Annotated in this window: 12 protein-coding genes and 2 pseudogenes; 7 read left to right on the forward strand and 7 right to left on the reverse strand. The window is 61.2% G+C overall.

Going from position 1 to position 23,261, the window contains the following annotated elements; translation table 11 throughout:
* Positions 1–639: 639 nt before the first annotated feature.
* The gene (locus tag OZX75_RS01630) at positions 640–1,515 is read right to left on the reverse strand and encodes a pyridoxamine kinase (protein ID WP_277146520.1); all 876 of its coding nucleotides are present in this window, start codon (positions 1,513–1,515) and stop codon (positions 640–642) included.
* Positions 1,516–2,151: 636 nt separating this feature from the next.
* Here OZX75_RS01630 and OZX75_RS01635 point away from each other — a divergent pair.
* Complete coding sequence (locus OZX75_RS01635; RefSeq protein WP_277146521.1) at positions 2,152–3,474, forward strand: O-acetylhomoserine aminocarboxypropyltransferase/cysteine synthase family protein; 1,323 nt, start codon at positions 2,152–2,154, stop codon at positions 3,472–3,474.
* A 202-nt stretch (positions 3,475–3,676) separates the two neighbouring features.
* Here the strand turns inward: OZX75_RS01635 and OZX75_RS01640 are convergent, their stop codons facing one another.
* Entirely contained in the window at positions 3,677–4,588 is a 912-nt protein-coding gene (locus OZX75_RS01640) for a hypothetical protein (protein WP_277146522.1), read from the reverse strand.
* A 170-nt stretch (positions 4,589–4,758) separates the two neighbouring features.
* Between OZX75_RS01640 and OZX75_RS01645 the strand changes: the two genes are divergently transcribed.
* Together OZX75_RS01645 and OZX75_RS01650 are read left to right on the forward strand one after the other, a co-directional pair.
* Positions 4,759–5,754 (forward strand): ABC transporter ATP-binding protein, encoded by a 996-nt coding sequence (locus OZX75_RS01645; protein WP_277146523.1) that lies wholly within the window; start codon positions 4,759–4,761, stop codon positions 5,752–5,754.
* Positions 5,755–5,808: 54 nt separating this feature from the next.
* Complete coding sequence (locus OZX75_RS01650) at positions 5,809–8,454, forward strand: ABC transporter permease (protein ID WP_277146524.1); 2,646 nt, start codon at positions 5,809–5,811, stop codon at positions 8,452–8,454.
* A 111-nt stretch (positions 8,455–8,565) separates the two neighbouring features.
* On the opposite strand, the pseudogene OZX75_RS08595 reads toward OZX75_RS01650, so the two are convergent.
* The 4 genes and pseudogenes from OZX75_RS08595 to OZX75_RS01665 all read right to left on the reverse strand — a co-directional run.
* Positions 8,566–8,775 (reverse strand): annotated as a pseudogene (locus OZX75_RS08595) (response regulator transcription factor); the annotation flags it as partial.
* 354 nt (positions 8,776–9,129) lie between these two features.
* A pseudogene (locus OZX75_RS08600) lies at positions 9,130–9,450 on the reverse strand (response regulator); the annotation flags it as partial.
* A gap of 10 nt (positions 9,451–9,460) precedes the next feature.
* Positions 9,461–9,832: a hypothetical protein gene (locus OZX75_RS01660; protein ID WP_277146526.1), complete on the reverse strand. Its 372-nt coding sequence runs from the start codon at positions 9,830–9,832 to the stop codon at positions 9,461–9,463.
* Positions 9,833–9,882: 50 nt separating this feature from the next.
* The gene (locus tag OZX75_RS01665; protein ID WP_277146527.1) at positions 9,883–12,594 is read right to left on the reverse strand and encodes a sensor histidine kinase; all 2,712 of its coding nucleotides are present in this window, start codon (positions 12,592–12,594) and stop codon (positions 9,883–9,885) included.
* Between the two features lie 287 nt (positions 12,595–12,881).
* Between OZX75_RS01665 and OZX75_RS01670 the strand changes: the two genes are divergently transcribed.
* From OZX75_RS01670 to OZX75_RS01685, 4 genes are all read left to right on the forward strand, one after another.
* Positions 12,882–14,237, forward strand: coding sequence for an alpha/beta fold hydrolase (locus OZX75_RS01670; protein ID WP_277146528.1), 1,356 nt, complete (start codon positions 12,882–12,884; stop codon positions 14,235–14,237).
* 125 nt (positions 14,238–14,362) lie between these two features.
* Complete coding sequence (locus tag OZX75_RS01675) at positions 14,363–16,183, forward strand: CocE/NonD family hydrolase (RefSeq protein ID WP_277146529.1); 1,821 nt, start codon at positions 14,363–14,365, stop codon at positions 16,181–16,183.
* A 120-nt stretch (positions 16,184–16,303) separates the two neighbouring features.
* Entirely contained in the window at positions 16,304–18,679 is a 2,376-nt protein-coding gene (locus tag OZX75_RS01680) for a beta-L-arabinofuranosidase domain-containing protein (protein WP_277146530.1), read from the forward strand.
* Between the two features lie 197 nt (positions 18,680–18,876).
* Positions 18,877–22,125: a DUF5695 domain-containing protein gene (locus OZX75_RS01685; RefSeq protein ID WP_277146531.1), complete on the forward strand. Its 3,249-nt coding sequence runs from the start codon at positions 18,877–18,879 to the stop codon at positions 22,123–22,125.
* Positions 22,126–22,236: 111 nt separating this feature from the next.
* Here OZX75_RS01685 and OZX75_RS01690 read toward each other — a convergent pair whose 3' ends face one another.
* Positions 22,237–23,226: an AraC family transcriptional regulator gene (locus OZX75_RS01690; protein ID WP_277146532.1), complete on the reverse strand. Its 990-nt coding sequence runs from the start codon at positions 23,224–23,226 to the stop codon at positions 22,237–22,239.
* Positions 23,227–23,261: the final 35 nt, after the last annotated feature.

Below are 23,261 nucleotides of genomic sequence, written 5' to 3' on the forward strand. Positions count from 1 at the left end.
GAAATATTGGTGTTCATGCATTTCAGTGTTGCATGGTTCGCGTTTTTATCGGGCGAAAAACGGGCGCTGTGGTCGAATGATGGCCGTTTGCGTTTTTCACGGCGTTTCTCTGGATAACTTTGTATTTGCGTAATGCAATTGTGGTTAATGTTGTGGACGGTTTCGGTGGCCTGTGCGTAAGTCGTGGTGTCGGTGGTGGACAATGTTGCGCCCGTCAGCGTCGGCGGTGGAAAACCCTGTGAAGAAGGTCGGGAGTGTACACAAATTCATCCACATCCAAAAATGCTTGTCTGTTCTTATCGGTGATCGTCGTCGATGAATTGTTGTCGATTCTGTGCCATCGCGCTTTGAATATGGAACCGGGCTTCCGGGTTGGTGTGATACTGAAATGCAATGCAATGTCGGGAATCGTCAGTTTTCGGAGGCGATATGCCGGCTCTGTTTCAATGACTTGTTGTGATGGCTTTGATGAAACAGACCGGACACAAAAATGTCTCTGTTTCTTGGCAAACCATACGCAATGCCAAGAAACAGAGACGATATCTCGATTCTGAGCCGATGCCGTGCGGAGGTTTCAGAACAAAAGCGAAAATGAAACCCACACCACAGCAACGGTCAGGCGAACCGCAGATGAAGCTCTCAGCCGACGAGCTCGGTCAGCTCGCCCAGATTGAGCTCGAAGCTCACGCCTCGCATTTCGAAATCAGGCTGGTTGCGGGTGGATTCCATGGCGTGACGCACGAATTCGCCGGCCACCTGGGCCGATTCGCCGAGGCTCTTTCCGGCCATCACCGCGCCGCACAGTGCCGAAGCGAAGGCGTCGCCGGTGCCGTGGATCATATAGGGCAGTTTGTCGTGGGCGAGTTCGACGCGGGCGCTGGCCCCGGCGCTCGCACTACCCACGAAATTGCGCAGTTTGCCGTCGCCGCGGTCGATGCCCTTCAATACGACGTTCTTCGCACCCATGTCAAGCAGTGCGCCGACCCAATCGGTGGCCTCGTCGTCGCTGAGGTTCTGGCCCGGGTAGTCGCGACCGGTGAGGATTGAGGCCTCGGTGAGGTTCGGCATCAGCACGTCGGCGCCGTCCACCAGCGTCTTGACCGCCTCGCACATTTCCTTCGAATAGGTGGGATACATCTGCCCGCCGTCGCCCATCACCGGGTCGACCAGCCGCAGCGCCTTCGGATATTCGCGATAAAGGCGCTTGATGATGTCGACCTGCTCGGCCGAACCGAGGAAGCCGGAATAGACGCCGTCGAGCTCGACGTTGACCTTCCGCCACGCGTCAAGATAGCCGGAGAGGATATCGGTGGTGTCGTGGAACGTATAGACCGGGAACTTGGTGTGCGCCGAAAACAGCGCCGTCGGCACCGGGCACACGTCGCAGCCGCACGCCGAAAGAATCGGGATGGCAGCGGTCAGCGAGCATTTGCCGTAGCCGCACATATCGTGCACGGCAGCCACGCGGGGGATGTATTTGGGGTTGCGCTCATAGAGCGTCGTATCTTCTTGCATTTCATGACCTTTCAGAAAGTCTATGAATAATATCGGCGTCCGTCGCGGGCGGGATTGCCTGCGGCGTCGCTGCTAACGACTCTAGCCGTGCCGAGGACAGACCCGCTTGCTCTGTCCGCCAGATGACGTGGCGGGGAGAAGTTCATCGGGCAAGAATAGGGGAATCCTGGCTTTGTGTCATTCGCCGTGTGCTTTCGTTGTTAGGTTTTGCGCGATGATGGCTGAATTTGCCTGAATCGAGGCATCTTGGTGCCACCAAGTCACCCGAAATCGGTAGATTGCTATCGATTTCACGAAAAATAGGTGGTCTTGGTGCACCAAGATACCCGAATCCGAAGGATTGGGTATCAATTCAGTGAAAAATGAGGGTCTTGGTGCCACCAAGATGATCGTCAAACTGAGAATTTGGCATCGATGGCGTATGCAGCAGGCGCGGGGTGGGGCAGGGCATGGTTATCCACGATTGGCAGTAGTCGGTTTTGGTTTATTTATCGCATGAAAATGGCGGAATTCCTAAGAGTTTCAAGGCGTTATAGATTACCGGGATAGCGTCGCGCTTGCCGTGCGTGTCCTGCCGGTTTACGCTCAAACTTGGGATAACCATATTGTGCATTCACGTATATCAAAGGAGCCGTTATGAGCGACGAGACCACACCGAAGAAGTATCATTTCGAGACGCTGCAGCTGCATGTGGGTCAGGAGGAGGCCGACCCCGCCACCGACGCGCGTGCCGTGCCGATCTACGCCACCACCAGCTACGTCTTCCACAACTTCGACCACGCCGAGGCGCGTTTCGCGCTCGAGGACCCCGGCAATATCTACGGACGTCTGACCAATTCGACCGAGGACGTTTTCGAACGCCGCATGGCCGCACTCGAAGGCGGCACCGCGGCGCTTGCACTGGCCAGCGGGGCGGCGGCGGTCGAGGCAGCGCTGCGCAACATCACGCAGACCGGCGACCATATCGTCTCCTCGTCGCACATCTATGGCGGCACGTTCAACCTGATGCGTCACACCCTGCCGCGCGACGGCATCACCACCACCTTCGTCGATCCGGCCGACCCGCAGAACTTCGAGGGCGCGATTCAGGAGAACACCAAGCTCGTCTACTTCGAGACCTTCGGCAACCCCAACGCCGACCTGCCCGACTTCGAGGCCATCTCGGCGATCGCGCACAAGCATCATCTGCCGGTCTTCGTCGACAACACCTTCGCCACTCCGTATCTCTTCCGCCCGCTCGAGCACGGCGCAGACGTCGTGGTGGAGTCGGCCACCAAGTTCATCGGCGGCCACGGCACGACGCTCGGTGGCCTGATCGTCGAAGGCGGACACTTCAACTGGGCCGAGGTGCCGGGCAAGTTCCCGACTCTGACCGAGCCGGACCCCTCCTATCATGGTATGAATTTCTACGAGGCGCTGGGCCAGACGGCTTTCGTCACCCGCGCCCGCGCCATCTTCCTGCGCGACACCGGCGCCTGCATCAGCCCGTTCGCCGCGTGGCTGCTGCTGCAGGGCACCGAGACGCTGTCGTTGCGCGTCGAACGCCACGTCCAGAACGCGCTGAAGGTGGTCGAGTACCTCCAGACCGTTCCCGAGGTCGAGTCCGTCTCGCATCCCTCGATCCCCGGCCGCGTCGACCATGAGCTCTACGAGAAGTACTTCCCGAACGGCGCCGGCTCGATCTTCACCTTCGACATCAAGGGCGGCAAGGACGCGGCGCGCGTCTTCATCGACAACCTGCACCTCTTCAGCCTGCTGGCCAACGTCGCCGACGTCAAGAGCCTCGTGGTCCATCCGGCCTCCACCACCCACGCCCAGGAGACGCGCGAGGAACTGGAAAGCCAGGGCATCCACCAAGGCACGATCCGCCTGTCGATCGGCACCGAATACATCGACGACATCCTCGACGATCTCAAGGGAGGCTTCGAGGCGGTGCGTGCCTCCGGCCTGGCCAAGTAGCGACGGGGTCGGCAGCCACCAGCCTACAGAATTGCGCCATCAATAAGCCACTGAGCAAGTATCACAGGCTTATTGATGACGCGCAATATACTTTCCCACCATTTTGAGCCGTTGGGTGTGTTAGCGGCTTATTTATGGCGCAACCGTGGATGTAAGTCGTCGTCGGCTATCGAGACGGATGCGGCGCGTGGCCGGCGTTTGCCTATTTGTCGCGCTCCAGTAGGAGATGCTCGGCATTGTAGAACGCGAGGCCGAGCAGCACCCGGTCGTCGATGGCCTCGGTGTCAAGCCCGAATTGCCAGATGTGGCCTTGGACCGCTTGCATGCGCCATACCCCTTGAGCGAACCACCAGATTGCCTGGCGGTAGTCGTCTTCGAGCCGGCGGTATGTCTCGCCATGCGGTGCGGTGTATTCCAAGGCGTAGCCGCCGTGCCTGCGCAAGACGCACACCTTGCCCCGCTCGCGCCGGCCCACGCTGTAGAGCGAAGGGCTCACGTGTCTGGTGATAATCGCCGGCAGTTGCCATGGCCTGCCGTATCCCCGGCATCCCGGGTCTTCGGTACAGAAGTCATGAAGGTCGTCCAGTTCTTTTTTGCGTTCGGATGTGGGCCGGTCTCGCCAAAACAACAAATTGTCGGTCTCATCGAATTTTTGAGCGAGCCATAGGGCCGCTTCCTGCGGGGTGGTCAGCCGCGCTTCAAAGTCGAGAACGTAACTGCGTTCGATGCCGACTGAATATATGGAATAACCGCCGCGCGTCGCCACGAATCCGTAGGCCTCGCCCCGGTTCTTCCAGCAGGTGATGCCTTTGAACCAACAGGCGTCTTCGGGGTATTCGTGGTCTCCGACGCCGGGAACGTGGAGGAACACCACGTCCTCACATCCCTCATCGATGTTCAGTCGTGCGCCATACTGGTCGCAGACCAGCTGCAGGAGCTTTTGCAGGTGCTGCAGCCGCTTGATTCCGGTTTCGTCGATTCTGTCGAGGCCTTTGGGATCTTTCAATATCTCCTCGGTCACTCCCTGGCCTAGTCGGGTCGTGATTTGAAGCCCGTATTCCTCAGCCATCCTCTGCTCTCTTCCGTGGTTGTCGCCTACGCATTTGTCAACCATTCTATCCATTTTGGCAACTGTCCCTCCTGAATCATCCTCGAGGATGATTTGCAGGATGCTATCTGCTTGGTGACGGTGATAATTCATTCCTGCGCACGATGGAGGAGACTGGCGGATTCTTTTAGTATTTGAGGTAACAGACAAGCAATGACCTCAACAAAGGAGTCCATATGAACCCCAGCAACTTCTACGGCGGCAATGCCGGCAACGATTTTCGCAGCATTATCAACCCGAACGCAGGCGGCAATGGTAACGTAAATACGAACGCCGGCAATCTCGGCGCCGACGCCAATAACGCCATTACGGCACCCTCGTTCATTCCGCCGCAGCCTGGGCAGCTGCAACCGCAGCCCCATCAACGCAAGGAATTCGCAGTGGAGGCCATCGATCTGATCAAGGACTACGGCAAGGGCGAGAACGTGGTGCACGCGTTGCGCAATGTCAACGTCGGCTTCGAGCAAGGCAAGTTCACCGCGATTATGGGGCCTTCCGGCTCCGGCAAATCGACCATGATGCACACCCTCGCCGGCCTCGATTCGGTGACCAGCGGCCGCGTCATCCTCGGCGGGCAGGACATCACGAAGATGAATGACAACCAGCTCACCATGCTGCGTCGCACCAAGATCGGTTTCATTTTCCAGTCCTTCAACCTGCTGCCGATGTTTACCGCCGAACAGAACATCGTCATGCCCCTGACGCTGGCCGGCGCCAAGGTCGACAAGCAGTGGTTCGCCACGCTGGTCGAAACCCTCGGCCTGACGCAACGTCTCAAGCACCGCCCGAACGAGCTTTCCGGCGGCCAGCAGCAGCGCGTCGCCATCGCCCGCGCCCTGATTTCCAAGCCGCAGGTCGTCTTCGCCGACGAGCCGACCGGCAACCTCGACTCCGTCTCCAGCGCCGAAGTGCTGAGTTTCCTCAAGCGTAGCGTGCGCGAGTTCGGACAGACCGTGGTCATGGTCACCCACGACGCGGTGGCCGCCTCCTACGCGGACCGTGCCATCGTTTTCGCCGACGGGCGGATCGTGGCCGACGAACCGCACCCCACCGCCGAACACATGAGTCAGCTGCTGATGGAGGAGAGCGAACGCGCTGCCCGGCAGGGTGCGATGCCCACGATGAACCAGCTGATGGATGGCAAGCCCAGGCACGCGCGGGTTTCGCGATGAAGCGAAGCGCATCTCATCCGGCAACCGCACCTGTAGCAGACTAAGGAACCAACAATGTTTTCGGTAACACTCAAACTGATGAAAAAGAGCGGGAAGATGCTCATTCCCGCCGGCATCGCCATCCTGATCGGCACGGCCTTCATCGCCGCGACCTTCCTGTTCGGCAACGCGATGGACGATTCGCTGCGCACGCAGATGACCTCGCGCTTCATGCAGGCCGACTACGTGGCGTTGATGGATAATTCGAATGAGGCTGACAGCAACACCTCGGGCGATGACGCGTCGCCGACCGTCCAGACCTTGAAGATGGACGAGGTCAAGAAGGTCGATGGCGTCACTGGCGTGCAACCACTGGTCTATGGTGACGGACACGTCAAGAAGGGCGACACGACCACCACCACCATGTACAGCCTGGGCTCCAGCAATACCAGGCTTCAGCCGGTCGAGGTGGTCAAAGGCCATAGCCCGACAAAGGCCGTCGAAGCCGCCTTACCCGAAACCATGGCTGACAAGCTGCATCTGAAGATCGGGGACACGGCGAAACTCACACTTTCGATCTACGATTCCAGCAATGCTCCAATCGTCAAGGCGAAGCTGGTCGGCCTTACCCACGACCAAAACGGCAGCTACACCGTGTATGGCGGAGCGACATTGGTCTCCCCGCAGGCGCTGGCGGATCTCTATCATGTCGATTCCTTCAACGACGTTCCTTCCAACGGTCTGCTGGTCAACGTGGATCCGTCCAAATCGGCCACGGCCATCCCGCAGATCAAGCAGATCCTCGGCAAGAAGATGACCGTCGATACCCGTCAACACATCGGCGACCAGGAAATACAATCGCTGAGCTCCAACGGCAGCTCGCCGGTGAAGATCTTCCTGATGGTGTTCGCCATCCTCGCCATGTTCGTGGCGGCCCTGGTCATCGCCAACACCTTCCAGGTCTTGATCGCCCAACGTCGCCGCACGCTCGCCCTGCTGCGCACCATCGGCGCGAAGAAGGGCCAGCTTTATCGTTCCGTGCTTTTCGAGGCCGGCACCTTGGGACTCATCGCTTCGGCGCTGGGAATTGTGGTCGCCATAGGCCTTATGGCAGTGATGACCAAGGTCGGTATGTCGTTGGGCGACCAGGGCGACAGGATGAAGCTCGTTATCTCCTGGCCGGTCATCGTCGTGCCGCTGGTCTTCGGCATCGTCATGACCGTGCTCGCCTCCATCGGCTCCGCGCGTTCCGCGACCTCCGTGACGCCGCTCGAGGCATTGCGTCCGCTGGAAATCACGGATACGCGCAAAGCCGGACGGGTGCGTGGCATCCTCGGCAGCCTGATGATCATCCTGGGCGTCGTCTGCTGTGCGCTCGGCGCCAGCAAGATTCCTGAGGTGTTGACCCACACGGCCCGCAACGGCAACGACACCACTTACGAATTCGCATTGCTCTCCGCCGTGGGCGGCTGCGCGTTGCTCTTCATCGGCCTGGCCCTCACCGCCACCTTCTGGTTGCCGGTGCTGATGCGCGGCATCGGAGCGTTGGTGGCCCACGTCGGTCCGGCCGCCAAGATCGCCGACGGCAACATCCAGAAGAACCCGCGTCGTGTCGCCGCCACCGGAGTGGCCCTCCTGATCGGCGTCACCCTCGTCTCCACCATCGCCACCGGTGCGGCCTGCGGCAAACAGACCATGGATTCCACACTTGACGCGCGTTACAGCGTCGATATGGTGGCCGAAGGCAACGGCCTGAGCCAACATGCGGCCGACAAAGTGGCTAAGCTCAAGGGCATCTCGGGCACGTTCTACGCGCCTACTGCCACGGCGAGTATCGAAAGTACGGGATCGGAGCGCAAGCTCAGTGCCCTGCTGGTCGGCGTCAACGACAAGCAGGCCTTGCAAAAGGTGATGCACTCCGACCTTTCCGGAGTCGCCATCACCCCGGGCACGGCGCTCGCTCCGCTCTACAACGCCCAAACCGGCAAGAAAGTGAAATTCACCGACAACAAGGTCCATTTCATCGATGTCGGCCAGAACGGCTCGAAGAACGATGTCGAACTGCCTGCGATGAAGGTCAAGCAGGTCGATTACCGCAAGCTCACCAGCATGTATTCCATGGTCGTTTTCGTCGACCAGTCGGTGCTTGCCGGCAATGGGGTCAAGAGTGATGGGCATATGCTGCTCACCAAGTTCGACATGAACGCGGCGAGCGTCAGCGACACCTTCGCGGCGGTGCAGGACGCGTTGGGCTCCACCGATGGCGTCAACATCACCGGTCCGATCGCCGAACGCGTCATGTGGGATACGCAGATCGACACCATCATGAGGGTGCTGGTCGCTCTGCTCGCCGTCGCCGTGCTCATCGCGCTGATCGGCGTGGCCAACACGCTGAGCCTTTCGGTGATCGAACGCACCCGCGAATCGGCCACCCTGCGCGCCATCGGCATGACGCGCGGCCAGCTGCGGCGTTCCCTGGCCTGCGAGTCGTTGCTGATCGCGCTGGTCTCGGGTGTGGTCGGCGTCGTCCTCGGCACCGCCTTCGGCTGGCTGGGCTCCTACATGGTCTTCACCCTCTACGGCAAGACGGCCTACCTCTTCGACTGGAAATTCAACGGCATCGTCCTGCTGATCGCCGCCCTCGCCGCGTTGGCTTCGAGTATCCTGCCGGCCAGGCGCGCGGTGAAGACCCCGCCGGTCGAGGCGCTCGCCGAGGCGTAGCATGGGGCAAGCCGCCATCTGAAGTGGTGAATCGAATAAAGGTCCTGTTGATCTCTCAGATAAGGGAGATGAACAGGACCTTTGTGTTGCCTTCTAGCCGGAAAATCGCGCCTATACCAACCCATTGTCGTAGGCGAAGACGACGGCCTGCACCCGGTCGCGCGAGTAGGTTTTCTGCAGGATGTGGGCGACGTGGGTCTTGACGGTCGGCAGGCTGATGCACAGCTTGTCGGCGATTTCCTGATTGGAGAGGCCGTGCGCGATTTCGACCAGGACCTCGCGCTCGCGGTCGGTCAACGTCTCGACCGCCGGGTCATGATATGACGCGGCGTCGTGAGATCCGTCGCCGTTGCCGGCGTCTGTGGATTGCCGGTTTCCAGTGTTGCCCGGGCCGTTTGCGGATGGAGTTTCGTCATTGGCACGTGTGCCGCTATACGCATCGGCGGTTGTGGGATCCGATATGCGGCGCCTCATGGAATCGACTGCCGTTCCGCCTTCCGATTGGGCTTCACGCGCGGCAATTCGGGTGGCACCGAGCTTGCCTTCCACCATCTTCTCGATGAGTCGCTTGGTGGCGGTGGGGGCGATGATGGCGTTGCCCTGATAGACCGTGCGAATCGAGGAGAGCAGGGTCTCCGGTTCGGTGTCCTTCAGGAGGAACCCGGAGGCTCCGGCGTCGATGGCGCTCATCACGTATTCGTCGAGGTCAAAAGTCGTCAAGATGATGACGTGGGTTTTCGCTACGTCGTTGCCCGATTCGCGCTCGGCGTTGATGATGAGTCTGGTTGCCTCGATGCCGTCGGTGCCGGGCATACGCACATCCATCAAGACCACATCCGGTTTGAGATCGAGCGCGAGAGACACCGCCTCGGCGCCGTTGGAAGCCTGCCCGACCACCTGCATGTCGTCCTGTGAATCGATGACCATCGCGAAACCCGCTCTCACCAGCTCCTGATCGTCGGCGATAAGGACTCGGATAGGCTGCGTTTCACTCATGCCTTCCACTCTAGCAAACCGCTGCGGCAACGCGCATGTTTTGCATATCCATAGCGGGGAAGTGTGTTCCGGCTTCGCTTGAGTGCACTTTTTGACCTGACGTGTGCAAGAAGTGCGTTTGAGCAAAGGTAAAGTGCACTTTTTGACCTGACGTGTGCAAGAAGTGCGTTTGAGCAAAGGTAAAGTGCACTTTTTGACCTGACGTGTGCAAGAAGTGCGTTTCAGCAAAGGTAAAGTGCACTTTTTGACCTGACGTGTGCAAGAAGTGCGTTTCAGCCATGCTAAAGTGCACTTTTCGACCTGACGTGTGCAAGAAGTGCGTTTGAGCAAAGGTAAAGTGCACTTTTCGACCTGACGTGTGCAAGAAGTGCGTTTCAGCCATGCTAAAGTGCACTTTTCTCACATAAGGATGTTGAATGCGTGACGTGCGCTTCAACGGTCGGCGTCGGTGCTGTGTCCCTCGCTAGTCATGCGTTCGGGCGCGGTGACGGCCACCGGATGCAGCAGCGGTTGGGAGGCGGCGGGGTTGTCGTCGCTGCCGCCGGTCTCACGCAGCACGCGCAGCAGCGATCGCATGTGGGCCAGTGACTCACGCCCTTGTTCGCCGATGGAGCGGAACGCCTCGATGATGGCCTGCGGCGAGGTGGAAACGCCTGCCGCCGCATCCCGGTCGAGCATGGCGATGCCCGCGTCGGCCTTGTCGATGACCCCGGTCAACGTTTCGCTGACCTCGCCGCGGATCTGGGCCCCGATGCGCTCGCGTTCGTGGTTGGCCGCCGCGATCTGTTTCCGTTTCGATTCCGCTTCCAACGCCTGGTGCCGGGCCTCGAGCACCATCATGTTCGTTCCGCTCGCGCGCGTCCACAACGCCGCGGTGATGGCCATGGCACATATGGCCAGCGCGATGATGACGAACATGGCGATTTCAAAGGGATAGCTTCCGCGGTTGCCGTAGACCGCGTACCGTTGCCGGTTCGTCACCCAATCCACCAGTGTCGGATAGCCGACGAACGATCCGCTGAACCGGATGCCGAATACCGCCGATCCCACAACCGCGGCCAGACCGGCCCAACGGCGGGAATGCCCTTTGCCATAAAGACATACCGAATACAGGGATATCGGGGCGTAGAGCACGACGACCGGTATATCCGCGCAGAAGATCAACGAGACCATTGCTGCGGCGACCATGAGTGCGGCGGCGCATTGGGGGAGCCGGCGTCGCAAGGCCAGGGCGGTGAACCCGGCAAGATCGATGGCGAAATCGACTATTTGCAGCTGAGGCGTCGACGCCCGTTCAGTGGTGCCGAAGACCATGGTATAGCCGACGTTTGCGCCTCCGTATCGGAACGTGATGAGGCCTGACGGGGCGGCGAGCAACAGCAAAACGGCCGCGAGGATGATGTCGGCGAGCAGATAGTGGTGTGCGAAGAAGCGTGAGATGCGTTCCACCCAATTGAGGTCTGCGTGTTCGGTTGCACCATTGCCGGTGCCGCTGCCGTTACGCGGTTCGTCGGCAGAGTAGAGGCGGCGTGAGAGCGAAGAGAACCGTTGAAATATGCTTGCGTGCCGGGATTCGGGATCCGGTTCGTCTTCTATGAGTTCGGGATAACGGGCGTCGGACGATGGTCTAGGAAGCGATGCCGTGCTGTTCGTTGACTGGGTGTATCTGCCGGTCTGGTCGGTGACGTCTGGAGAAGAGACGGGCGTATCGGTATTTTCGTACGGAAAGGCATCGGCATTTTCGGTTGCCCTGCGTTCGATGGCGTCGAGGTTCTGATGGCGATTGCCGTTGTCGTCTTCGCTGTCGTGATGATTCGCGTTTTTATCGCTATTTCGGTGGGAGCCACCGCTCCCGCCTAACGCAATGCGCACCTCGACGGCGAACCCGCCGCCTATTCTGGGCCCGGCCTGCATTCGTCCGCCTGCAGCCTCGACGCGTTCGCGCATGCCGGTCAGCCCGATGCCCGGCCGATGCCCGTCCATCGCCGCGGCCGCCCCGTTGCCGTTGTCCTGTATGGCAAGTCGCAGCGTTGTGTCGTTCCATATTTCCCTCACCGTGACCTCCACGCCTTTGCCGGCGTATTTGCGGGCGTTGGTCAACGCTTCCTGCACGGCATGGTAGATGGCGGATTGTGCCTTGCCACCGAGAAGCTGCGGCTTGGCTTCGCCTTCTATGATCCGCTTCACCGAGCCGCCCGTGGCGTGTGCGGTGGCATCGGCCTGGGAGGCCAGCGCGGCGATGTCGTCATAGCCGAGGTGCGGGGCACCGCCGAAGGTGCTGAGCAGATCCGACATGTCGCGTTGGGCCTTGTGCGATTCGTGCCTGATCGTCTCCATGATCGCCCTTGCCTTGGCCGGGTCATGGGCCCCGGCGTAGCGGCCGCCGTCGGATTGGACGATGATGGTGGAGAGGGTGTGGGCCACCACGTCGTGCATGTCGCGGGCGATGCGGGCGCGTTCGGCGGTACGGGCGATGTCGAGATCCTCCTGTCCGCGGGCGGCCAAGGCGATGTTGCGTTCGCGCAGCAGCCGCGCGTTGTCGAGTCTGGTGCGCGACCAGTAGCCCATGAAGCAGGCGGCGGCGAGCATGGTGACGATGCCGACGAGCATGAAGAAGACGGTTCCGGCCAAATTCCTGCTGCAGGTGGCGTTGAAGCCGGACGTGTAGACGCTTTGGCAGGAATAGTAGGTGTAGCTTGCGGTGTCGCCCGCTTGGTGAGGGTTGTGCACGGGTCCTATTTCCATGCCCCAGGTGATGATCGGTGCCGCCGCGCCGCCTACGATGAAGGCCAGAACGATGAAGGCCTTGCTGTGCGACGGGTCGCCGTAGACGATCACCGAATACAGCATCACCACGGCGAGGGTGTCGCCGAAGACGTAGCCCGGCCCGCAGAGCAGCTGCAGGACGGCAAGACCCGCGAATGCCAGGGCCGCGACCTGCGGATAACGGCGACGGAAGATGACCGGCACGATCAGCGCGCACGACCATGCGAACTGCCAGCCCTCGCTATAGCTGACCCACAGCCCGCCTTCGTCGGTGGTGGTGCTGATAAGCGCGAAAAACAGCGCGACGAGCGCCAGAAGCGCGTCTCCCGCCATCTGGTTGCGCGCAAGCCACGCCCCGAACCGCCGTAATGTCGTCATGCCTCAAGCGTATCGCTTCGGCGGCATCGCGGCTATCGTGCGCAGGGATGAGAAGGCGTGGGCTGCGAGGCGTCGCCATCGCCGTCGATGTAAAGGCAAAGGGCAACTAGCCTGTCCCTCGTTCGTGTTCCGTGTTCCGGCAGTATATCTTTCATATGCCGGTTTGCTCTCTTGCAGGACTTGTCGTTGCCATGTCACGTAGTGGAAACGATTTGACCTATATGTTCCATGCACTATTACACTGTTAATCAACACATTCGTCGGTTGTCGAAGTTGGGGAGACGAACATGACACTGTTGGCCAAATACTATGTACCTGGGCTCGCCGTTGAGGACCATTCCATAAAAGTACCGCTCGATTGGCGCGACAGTGATCCGGGCAAGGGGTTCGCCGGAGAATCATTGAGCCTGTTCTACCGGGTGGTCACCGCCCCCGAGCATGTCCACGACGATCTGCCGCTGCTGGTCTTCCTTCAGGGTGGGCCCGGAGGTGCCGGACCGCGCCCGCTCAATCCGTCGAGCGACGGTTGGATCGCCGAGGCGATCAAGCATTTCCGCATCGTCCTGCCCGACCAGCGGGGCACCGGCCGTTCCTCCTGCGTCGATTCCAATGTGATGGGCAATATCGAAGGCGCCCATCGTCAGGCCGAATATCTCAAGGCCTTCCTGGCCGGTTCCATCGTGCGTGATTTCGAGCATCTGCGCCGTACGGAATTCGGCGGAAGAAAATGGGTGACGCTCGGGCAGAGCTATGGCGGGTTCCTGACGCTGGCCTACCTTTCCCTGTATCCCGAAGGTCTGAGCGCGAGCTTTACGATGGGCGGCATCCCGCATATCCCGGCCAACGCCCGCGAAGTCTACGAACACACTTTCCCGAGAATGGTGCAAAAGACCCATCTTTATTATCGGCGTTACCCCCAGGACGTCGACCGTGTGGCCGCGGTCGCCGACAAACTCTCCGCGCGCAAAGGGAAGGCGGCCATCACCTTGCCCAACGGTGATCCGCTGAGTGTCGAACGCCTGCAGACTCTGGGCAGAGATTTCGGCATGCAGCCCGGCCCCGAGCGACTGCACTGGCTGATGGATACCGCCTTTACCGCCGGTGATGGCTCGGCCAAAAGCCGTTCCCCGCTTTCCGACCGGTTCCTCGAATCCGTGATGGAGACCACGTCGTCGAACGCCTTGTATTGGCCGCTGCAGGAGTTCATCTACGCCGACGGCGAGCTCGAAGAGCCCATCGGCTGGGCGGCCCAGCAGGTGCGCGACGAACATCCTGAATTCGACGCCCGCCATCGTCCGCTGCTGTTCACCGGAGAGGCGGTGTTCCCTTGGATGTTCGAGCAGGAAAAAGCCTTGCGCCCGTTCAAGGCGGCGGTCGAAGAACTGATGGGCGACACCCGTTTCGGCAAGATCTACGACACCACCCAGCTCAAGCGCAACGAGGTTCCGCTGCAGGCCGCGGTTTATTTCGACGATCTGTATGTCGATTCCGGCATGCAGCTCGACATGCTTTCGCGCGTGGGCAATTCCCACGCCTGGGTCACCAACGAATACCAGCACGACGGTCTTTTCGTCGGTCCTGACGTCTTCGACCATCTGTATCGTCAGGCGCTGGACCGCGGAGATTTGAAAGGTCTGCGTTAGATTTTGGCGCAAAGTGCCTGTTTCGTCCGGTATGTTGTGCACTGTGAAGAAAGAACAAGTTCATGTCGTCGGCTCGTGGTCAGTGTATCGGGCAGTTCAACGATGGATTTCAAAGGAGATTAATCATGTCAGAGGAACGCTATTCCTATCAGAAGGCGATACGGCAGTTCGTGTACATCGAATTGCCGGTCGACACCGACCATGACGGTCGTAACGATTTGGTGAGGGCCGACATCATTCGTCCCGCCGAACTCGACGGCAAGGAGAAGATACCGGCGATCATGGACCCGAGCCCGTACTATGCCCTCTATGAGCGGCACGGGGAGAAGAACGAGTACGAGCATCCCGAGGATGTGTGGAACAGCACCCTGAGCTGCTATCCCTTTTTCTACGACAATTATTTCGTGCCGCGCGGCTATGCGGTGATTTTGCTCGCCACGGCCGGCACCTCGCTTTCGGCGGGCTTCTGCGACATCGGCGGCCCCAACGACGTTGCCAGCGCCAACGCCGTTGTTGATTGGCTCAATGGACGTGCCAAGGGCTATATGACCCGTGAGCGGCGTACTCCGGACAACGAGCTGAAGGCGTATTGGTCGAACGGGCTGGTCGGCGCGATCGGCAAGTCCTACGACGGCAGCGTCGCCAACGCTATGGCCGCCACCGGCATCGAAGGCCTGCGCACCATCGTCCCCATCTCCGCCATCAGCAGCCAATATCGCTGGTATCATCCCAATGCGGCGCTGCTCGACGGCGACGATGCGGACGGTGGCTGGTTCGAGCCTGACAACTTCGCACAGAGCCTGGAATCGACGGCCGACGGCAAGCTCCAACGCTTCAACCTCATGGGCGGGCTCGACACCTTGCGCGAAGGGTCCGACAAGGCGAGCCTCGACTACAACGCGTTCTGGGCGCAGCGCAATTACGCCAGCCATGCCAAGGATTATAAGGCGAGCGTGTTCATCGTCCATGGAGTCAATGACCTCAACGTGATGATGAACCAGGTCGAGGACTACTGGCGTGAACTCGGCGAAAACGGGGTGCCCAGGAAGATCTGGGTGCACCAATACGGCCACGACGATCCGTTCGATTTCCGCAACGACGTGTGGATGAGCACGCTTGACCGCTGGTTCGAGTACTGGCTCAAGGGTATCGACAACGGCATCATGAACGAGCCCATCGCCAGCGTCGAGGACATCGACGGCAATTGGCACGAGGGTTCCAATTGGCCCGAACCGGAGGCGAGCATGCACGTCTACCGTGTCTCGGGCGGCGAGGATCCGCGACTCGGCGAGCTGGTCGAGGCAGTCGGCGCGGATTCGGAGGCGCGCACGGGCGAGACAAGTTTGGTGGCGAGTCTCAAAGGCGGCCGAATCAATGAGCTGGTCGACGCCTATTCGTGCGACAAGGCCGATGCTCAACGGTTGCTCTACGTCTCTGCTCCATTGCAGCAGGACATGCATGTCTCCGGCCATGTCGAGGTCGAGGTGAGCGTCAAGGCGAGCGTGCCGCGCAGCAACCTCTGCGCGTCGTTGATCGAATACGGCGAAGGCACCTATATCGAGCCGGGGCCGGACACCCATGCGATGGTCGAGATCGACCAGCAGCGCACCGTCCATTGGCAGACGACTCCGCAGGACAAGGCGGTCTACAAGGTGTGGATTCCCAGGAAATCCCGGGAAATCTCCCGTGTGGTGACCCGCGGCTGGATATCCACCGACCACAGGGAGGGCTTCGACCACCACGTTCCGGCGCCCCAGGACGAGTGGATCACGGTGCGTATCCCGATGCTGGCCACTGATTCGCTGATTCGCGCCGGCCATCGCATGGCGCTGATGATCTGCAACAACACCGAGCGCCTGGCGCAGGTGCCCGATTGCGATTACGAGGTGCGGCTTGATGCCATCCGCCTGCGTTTCAACGCGGTTGCCTCTCCGTGTGCCCGGTAAGGGGAAAAATCCACCTAATCGCACACTCAAATACAACAGAGGCATAAGTATCATCCTTATACTCGAGGGGAAACTCGGCGGTGGCTTCGAGGCCACCGCAACAACCCCTAATGAGGAGGAATGATGAGTGAGCAGGAGAGGTCGGATGTGAAGACGCATGGCGGACCGTCGCCTTCCGATGATGAACAAGCGGTCGCGCGCGATGCGCAGCTGATCTACATTGGCAATACAGGCACTGTTGATTTTGATTTGAACCTGCCGGTCCGTGGTGCTTCGGGGACGTCGATCTCGTGGCAGACCAGCGATTCGCGATGGATAGAGCCCGACGGCAAGGTGCACATGCCGGACTACGGCCGGGGAGACCGCAACGTCCGACTGACGGCCACGGTGACGCGCGGTTCGGCCTCGGCCACGCGCGAGTTCACCGTGAAGGTGCTCGAGAAGGCCAACGACATCAAGGTCAAGAAGGTCTATCCTGTCAAGATCAAGGCGCAACGCGGGGTGAAGTATTATCTGCCGATGTTCGTGGCAGTGCTCACCGAGGATGGCAATACTGTCTCACAGCGCGTCAACTGGGATGATGGAGTAGACCATGTTTCCGACGAGCTCGGCGACAAGCAGTACACAGGTGTGATCGACGGTAGCGAGATCAAGGTGACCGGCACGGTCTCGGTCGGCGAGTCCGACCCGGTTCAGGTCGTGGACGCCACCCCGAAGCTCAACGCCGTGGATTTGAGCCATGTGCGCCTGACCGGTGACGGCTTCCTGGCCAGGAACCAGCGCAACCGCGTCGCGTTCCTGAAGACCGTGGACTGCGACCAGCTGCTCTACGAGTTCCGCAAGGCCAGCGGCTTGGATACCAAGGGCGCCGACGCGATGATCGGTTGGGACGCTCCGGACTCCAACCTGCGCGGGCATACCACCGGCCACTACCTTTCGGGGTATTCGCTGGCGTACGCCGCCACGGGCGAGCCCGAGATGAAGCGCAAGGCCGACTATCTGGTCGACGGCCTGGCCGAAGTGCAGGACGCGTTCTCCAAGCTCCCCGGATTCAAACCCGGCTTCCTTTCCGCGTACTCCGAGAAGCAGTTCGACCTCTTGGAGACCTACGCGCCGTATCCGGACATCTGGGCACCGTATTACACGTTGCATAAGATTCTGGCCGGCCTGCTCGACGCGTACCACTACACCGGCAACAAGACCGCACTCGATGTGGCCTCAAAGGTGGGCGACTGGGTCTACGATCGCCTCTCCCGCCTGCCGCACGAGCAGCTGCAGAACATGTGGAGCATGTACATCGCCGGCGAATTCGGCGGCATGAACGAGTCCATGGCCAAGCTCTACGGAGTCACGGGCAAGAAGGAGCACCTCGAGGCCGCGCGCATGTTCGACAACGACCGCCTGATGGTGCCGATGCGTGAACACATCGACGCGCTGGGCGGCATGCACGGCAACCAGCACATCCCGCAGGTCATCGGCTCGGTCGAGCTTTACAAGCAGACCGGCATGAGCTATTACCTCGACCAGGCCGAATTCTTCTTCGACTCGGTGCTGGCCCACCACGCCTACGCCTTCGGCGGTGTCGGTCAGGGCGAGATGTTCCATCAGCCCGACCACATCGGCTCCCTTTTGACAGAGAACACCGCCGAGTCCTGCGCCTCATACAACCTGCTGAAGCTGGCGACGGCGCTCGAGCAGTACGAGCCCAAGGCCAGCTACGGCGACTACTACGAGGACACGGTGGTCAACCACATCGCCGCCACCACCGACAAGGTGCCTCGCGGCGGCAGCATCTACTTCTTCCCCACGCAGCCCGGCGGCCACAAGGAGTTCGACGAGGAGAACAGCTGCTGCCACGGAACCGGCCTGGAATCGCACTTCTACTATGCGCAGGGCGCCTACTACGTCGGTGCGCGCGAGGGTTCGAAGAGTGCACTGTCGGTGAGGATGTACCTCAACGGCACGCTCGACGACGCCGAGGACGGCCTGGCGCTCAAGGTCGCGCTTGACGACAAGCACCCGGAGCATGTGGCCATCGACGTGAAGCACGCGGACTACGACCAGCTCTGGCTGCGTGTGCCCGGCTGGACCCGCGGCAAGGTGCGCGTGACGGTCGACGGCAAGCGCCTGGACGAGGCCACTGTGGCCGGCATGCTGCGTAACGACGGCGCCGAGCTGGTGCTTGACGCTGAGGCGTTGGGCCGCTCCGGTTTCGACGGCGCCTCGATCAGCCTTGACTTCGACCCGCACTTCCGCGTCGTGCCGACCCCGGACAAGCCCGAGATCGCGGCGGTCGCGTGGGGCCCGTACGTGCTGGCCGCGCTGAGCGACAAGACGGACTTCCTGTCGCTGCCGGTCGACTCGAAGGACGCCGACGCCGCGTTCACCCGCGAGGGCGACGGACTGACGTTCGTGCATAAGGCGACCGGAACGCGTTTCGTGCCGTTGGAGCAACTGGATCAGGAATGCTACCAGATGTATATGAAGGTGTGCTGAAGGTTGCTGTAGGCCACTTCGCGGCTGGAACCGCGGGGTGGCCTGCGTTTTGGTAAGGTTCGGCGCCATCGACGACATGCCGGTGGCGCCGTTTGTTTTGGTGAATGGGGACTGCATTGCGGTTTGAAAATCAAGGTAATGGCATAACGCTTCACGGCGATGAGGGCAGCGTCTGGAGGCTCGGCAAGCCAGCCGTCATGGTGACGATGGGTGGCAGGAGCGGGGGAGCCGGCGATTTCGCGACGCTCGACTGCTCCGGCCGGTTCGAGGCCGATCCCAAGGGCACGTACGTGAAGTACGACCTGGACGTGAGGAACACGGGGGACGAGGCCGCCTGCATCGACGATTTGTCCGTCGACTTCCGGCTGGAAGATGCGGCGGCGCCCGCCACGGCAACGGGCTGCTTCGAGTCCTCGGACTGCTATCTGTTGTCCGGGCCGCAGGGCGAGGACGGGGTACGTCTGGTGATCGTGCCGTACTACACCGCGCAGGTCGAGCTGTGCGAGGCGCTCGGCGACGGCTTCGCGTACCGCTGCTATCTGTATTCGAAGGCGCGCAGGGGTTCCGCCGATTACGCGGGATACCGCTTCGCGACCCCGACCCGTGCTTTGGACCTCAAGCCGGGCGAGACCCGTACCTTCACCTTCCTGATGGCGCAGGCCGTAAGCCAGGAAGATGTGGCCGAGTTCCTTATCCGTTTCCAGAAGACCCCGCTGGGCTTTGCCGCCGGAGCCAATGGGATGCGGATGCTGCGTCACTACATGGTCGACGACCCCAAGCGTGTGGACGTCAGTCGCGAGTTGGCCAACGGCTACCAGGCCGCGGTCATCACCGACGGGCGCCTCTCCAGCCTGACCGAGCCGCACGGCAGCATCGAGGCGATCGACCCCAAGGTCCCGTTCGGCGACATCGCCTTTACGCTCGTCGACGGCACCGAATACGCGACCTCGGGCAAGCGCGGGCGGTTCGACGACAACGGCGACCTGAAGTTCACCGACGGCCCGCTCGGGGTCGGCATGGCCTTCCGCCTTCAGGGACGCACCCTGAGCTACACCCTGCGCCTGATCAACCCCGGCAGCAAACCCGTCACCCTGACCGACCTCAACGTAAAGCTGCCGTTCAACTGCGAGATGGACTGGCAGGTCGACGCCGCCCAGCGTATGATCCGCCACACGCAGGTGGCCGGCGACAACTCGTTCACCATGGCCACGCCGAGTGACGGCAAGCCGCCCTATCTGATGTGCGTGCCGCGCGACGGCGCTAGCTGGGAGTTCTTCGACCTCGAGTCCAAGCCGGACTCGGAGGGCGACGGCGCCGGCGGCTACCGCGTTCACCTGTGCGCGCAGGCGGCCGCCGCCGAGGCCTCGACCCACGAGGGCGGGCGCTGGAACCTGCCGACCGGCACCATCGATCTCAAGGCTGGGCAAACCCGCGACTTCACCTTCGACTTCGTCTGGGAGCCCGACTACGAGGCGGCCCGCGCCGAGCTCGTGGCCCGCGGCAAGGTCGACATCGAGGCCGTCCCCGGTTACACCGTGCCGCGCGACCAGGAGATGCTGCTGAAGCTCGACTCTATCTACCAGCATGTCGAGCTGACGGCCCAGTACCCCGACCAGACCGCGATTCGCAAGGTCAGCGAGCAAGAGCTCGGCGTGTGCGCCGACGGCTCCGGACGCAAGACCTACCGCACCATCTACGCGGTGGGCATGGCGCGCCTGGGCGAGAACCTGCTGACGGTGCACTACGGCGACGGCCGGGTCGGCTGGCTGCAGGCTTTCTCCACGCTTCCGGTCGGCGAGCTGATCGAGGAGCGCGCCAACTACATCACCTCGCTGCAGAACCACGACGACTCCAAATGGTACCGGGGCCTGTTCCAGGAGCGCAACACGCGCACCGGCGTGGTGCTCAATCCCGACCGGTACGACCAGATCTCCGGCTGGCGCATCTACGAGGTTACCTGTGACGACCCGGGCCTTTCCAAGCCCGCCTTCCTCTCGGCCAAGAACGCTGTGGACCCCGACCGCGAGCAGGTCGAGGCGCTCGATGAGTACCTGGAACATTTCGTGTGGGGCGGCCTGCAGCGTCGGGACACCGACGACTATCCGTACGGCGTCTATGGGGTGCCCGACTGGAAGACGCTGCGCGACCAGCGCAACCTCACCAACGGCGAGCACGCGCATATCTGGCGCCTGTGGGACTATCCGCACGTGGCGCAGACATGGTTCGGCATGTACCAGGTCGCCAAGCGCCACCCCGACTGGACCGCCCTGAACGCCGACGAGTACCTGAAGCGCGCATGGGGCACGTTCATCGCCATGTACCGTTACCCGGACGAGCTGGACTACCGCTATGACGATGAGCTCGACAACCGTTCGCCCTACAAGACCGGCTATTACAACGAGGTCATCATCTCCGAGGTCATCGCCGCGTTGCGCGCCGAGGGCCAGATGGCCAAGGCCAGTCAGCTCGAGGAGTTTTGGAACCACAAGGCCGATTTCCTGATCCGCCAGGGCAAGAACCTGTTCGGCTCGGAGTACGCCTTCGACACCACCGGCTTCGAATCCACGCAGGCCGTGGTCGACTGGGGCCGCACCCATGCGATGTCCACGTGGAACAGCGACCGCCGTAGCGTGCTGTCGTACCGACGCCGCGACGTCGAACGCTTCGACGACTACCAGCGCGCCTGCAACATCGCCTGCCGCGGTTGGCTGGAGAACGGCTACTTCATCACCGGCTCCGACATCCGCAACGACGTGGCGCAATACACCTTGAGCTACATGTCGCAGATGGGCGGCTGGTCGCTGCTCGAGGATGCCCTCTACGCCGACGGCTCGCCGTTCGCCCTGCTGCGCCTGGCCTCCGCCTCACTGATGAGCTCGTGGGCCCTCGAGAACGCGGGCGACGAGCAGAGCGACTACGGCTACTGGTTTGGCGGCAAGGCCAACCAGGGTGCCTCGAGCGGCGGCTACGAGCCGACGCCCTACACCACCACGTGGCTGGGGCAGCCCTCGTACCGCGGCGTGTGGCAGTATGGCTGCGAGATCGATCTCGGCTACTGCGGCTACCTGCGCGGCGCCGCGATGATCGTGGCCGACGATCCGGTGTTCGGCTGGATCGTCTATGGCGGCAGGCGTGACGGCCAGGACGCGGCCGATGGCGCGATGCACCTGACCCCGGCCGACGGCGTGGGCCGCCGCTTCCACATCGTGGCCTCCGAGAGCAAGCGCCTGAACGTCACACTCGACGGCGCCCGCTACACGCAGGCCACCGTTTCGAAGGATGCCGAGGGCCGCACTCTCGTCGCGCTCGAGGTCACCGACTGCGCCGACGGCGCGAGGGCGCACGCCTCGACCTTCGACGGTACCGGCATCACCATCGGCGGCCACAACGGTGCCGATCTGAACCTGCCCGTCCATGACGGCATGTTGAAATTGCTTGTCGGCTGAGTGTGCGGAGTTGACGGCAGGTGGCTGTGCGGAACGTATCAGAGTGCGTTCCATGCAGCCACCTGCCGTATGGGTGTATGAGAGCGCGGAGTTCCGTACCCTCGTACACGCTCAGTGGTTGTTGAAATGCCGCTTGGTAAAACTGGCCCGGTAACGTGTGGGGGTCATGCCGACGTGTTGTTTGAAGACCCGCATGAAGTATTTGGCGTCGTTGTAGCCGATGTTCTCGGCGATCTCCTGGATGTCCAGCGAGGTGGAGAGCAGGAGGTTTTTGGCGTGGTCAAGCCTGATGTCGGTGATGTGCGCCGTGATCGTCACGCCGAAATGCTGCTTATAGATGGTCGATAGATAACTGGCCGAATAGTTGAAGCGCTGGGCGATCTGGTTGACGCTGATGCTCTCGAATGCGTTCATGCGAATCCATTCCTGTATTTCCTGCAGGCCTTGTTTGCTGCCAGTTTCGTCCATCGGCTGGTCGGCTTGGCAGGCTGATGAGATCTCATACAGGATGCATGTGGCGAAGCAGGTGCAATACCTGCTGGCGGAGGGATAGGACATCTGGTAGATATCGAGCAGCTGATCGAACATGATGGTCAGCCGGTCGGTGTTGGACGGGGTGTCGTAAAACGGAATCGAGAGCGGCTCGCATGTCGCTGCCATGTTGTGTTGCTGTTGGACCGGCTCAGGGCTTTGGGGGTTGGGTCTTTCGGCTTTCGGCCTCTGTTTGAAGGCTTCGTCGCCGTCAAGCAGAGGCGTCGGCTGCCCTGTGAACTCCCCGCATCGCCATTCGGGCAGACGGAAATGCATCCAGAAGAATTCCAGCGGGTCAATGAGATGGCTGTCGCCTTGGTGTGTGGTCTCGGGCGGAATGAGAATGAACTCTCCGCGGCCGATGCTGAAGGAACGGTCGCCGACCCGTAGCGGCAGTGTGCCGCGACGCACGAAAATCAGCTCGAAACTGTGCAATGTCCGTTGTTCGTGGATCCAGCCCGGGGTCCCGATAAACTGCCCGCACGATTCGAAACGCATGGATGGCTCTTCGGTGGGAATGAGGATTCGGGTTGTGCTCGACACTTCGTTATGCATGGGTGACTTATTCATCGTTCCGATTATAGGTGGAAATAATTTCGGAGATA

Origin of the sequence: Bifidobacterium sp. ESL0800 (genome assembly GCF_029395355.1) — a bacterium.
In the GTDB taxonomy this organism is placed as follows: domain Bacteria; phylum Actinomycetota; class Actinomycetes; order Actinomycetales; family Bifidobacteriaceae; genus Bifidobacterium.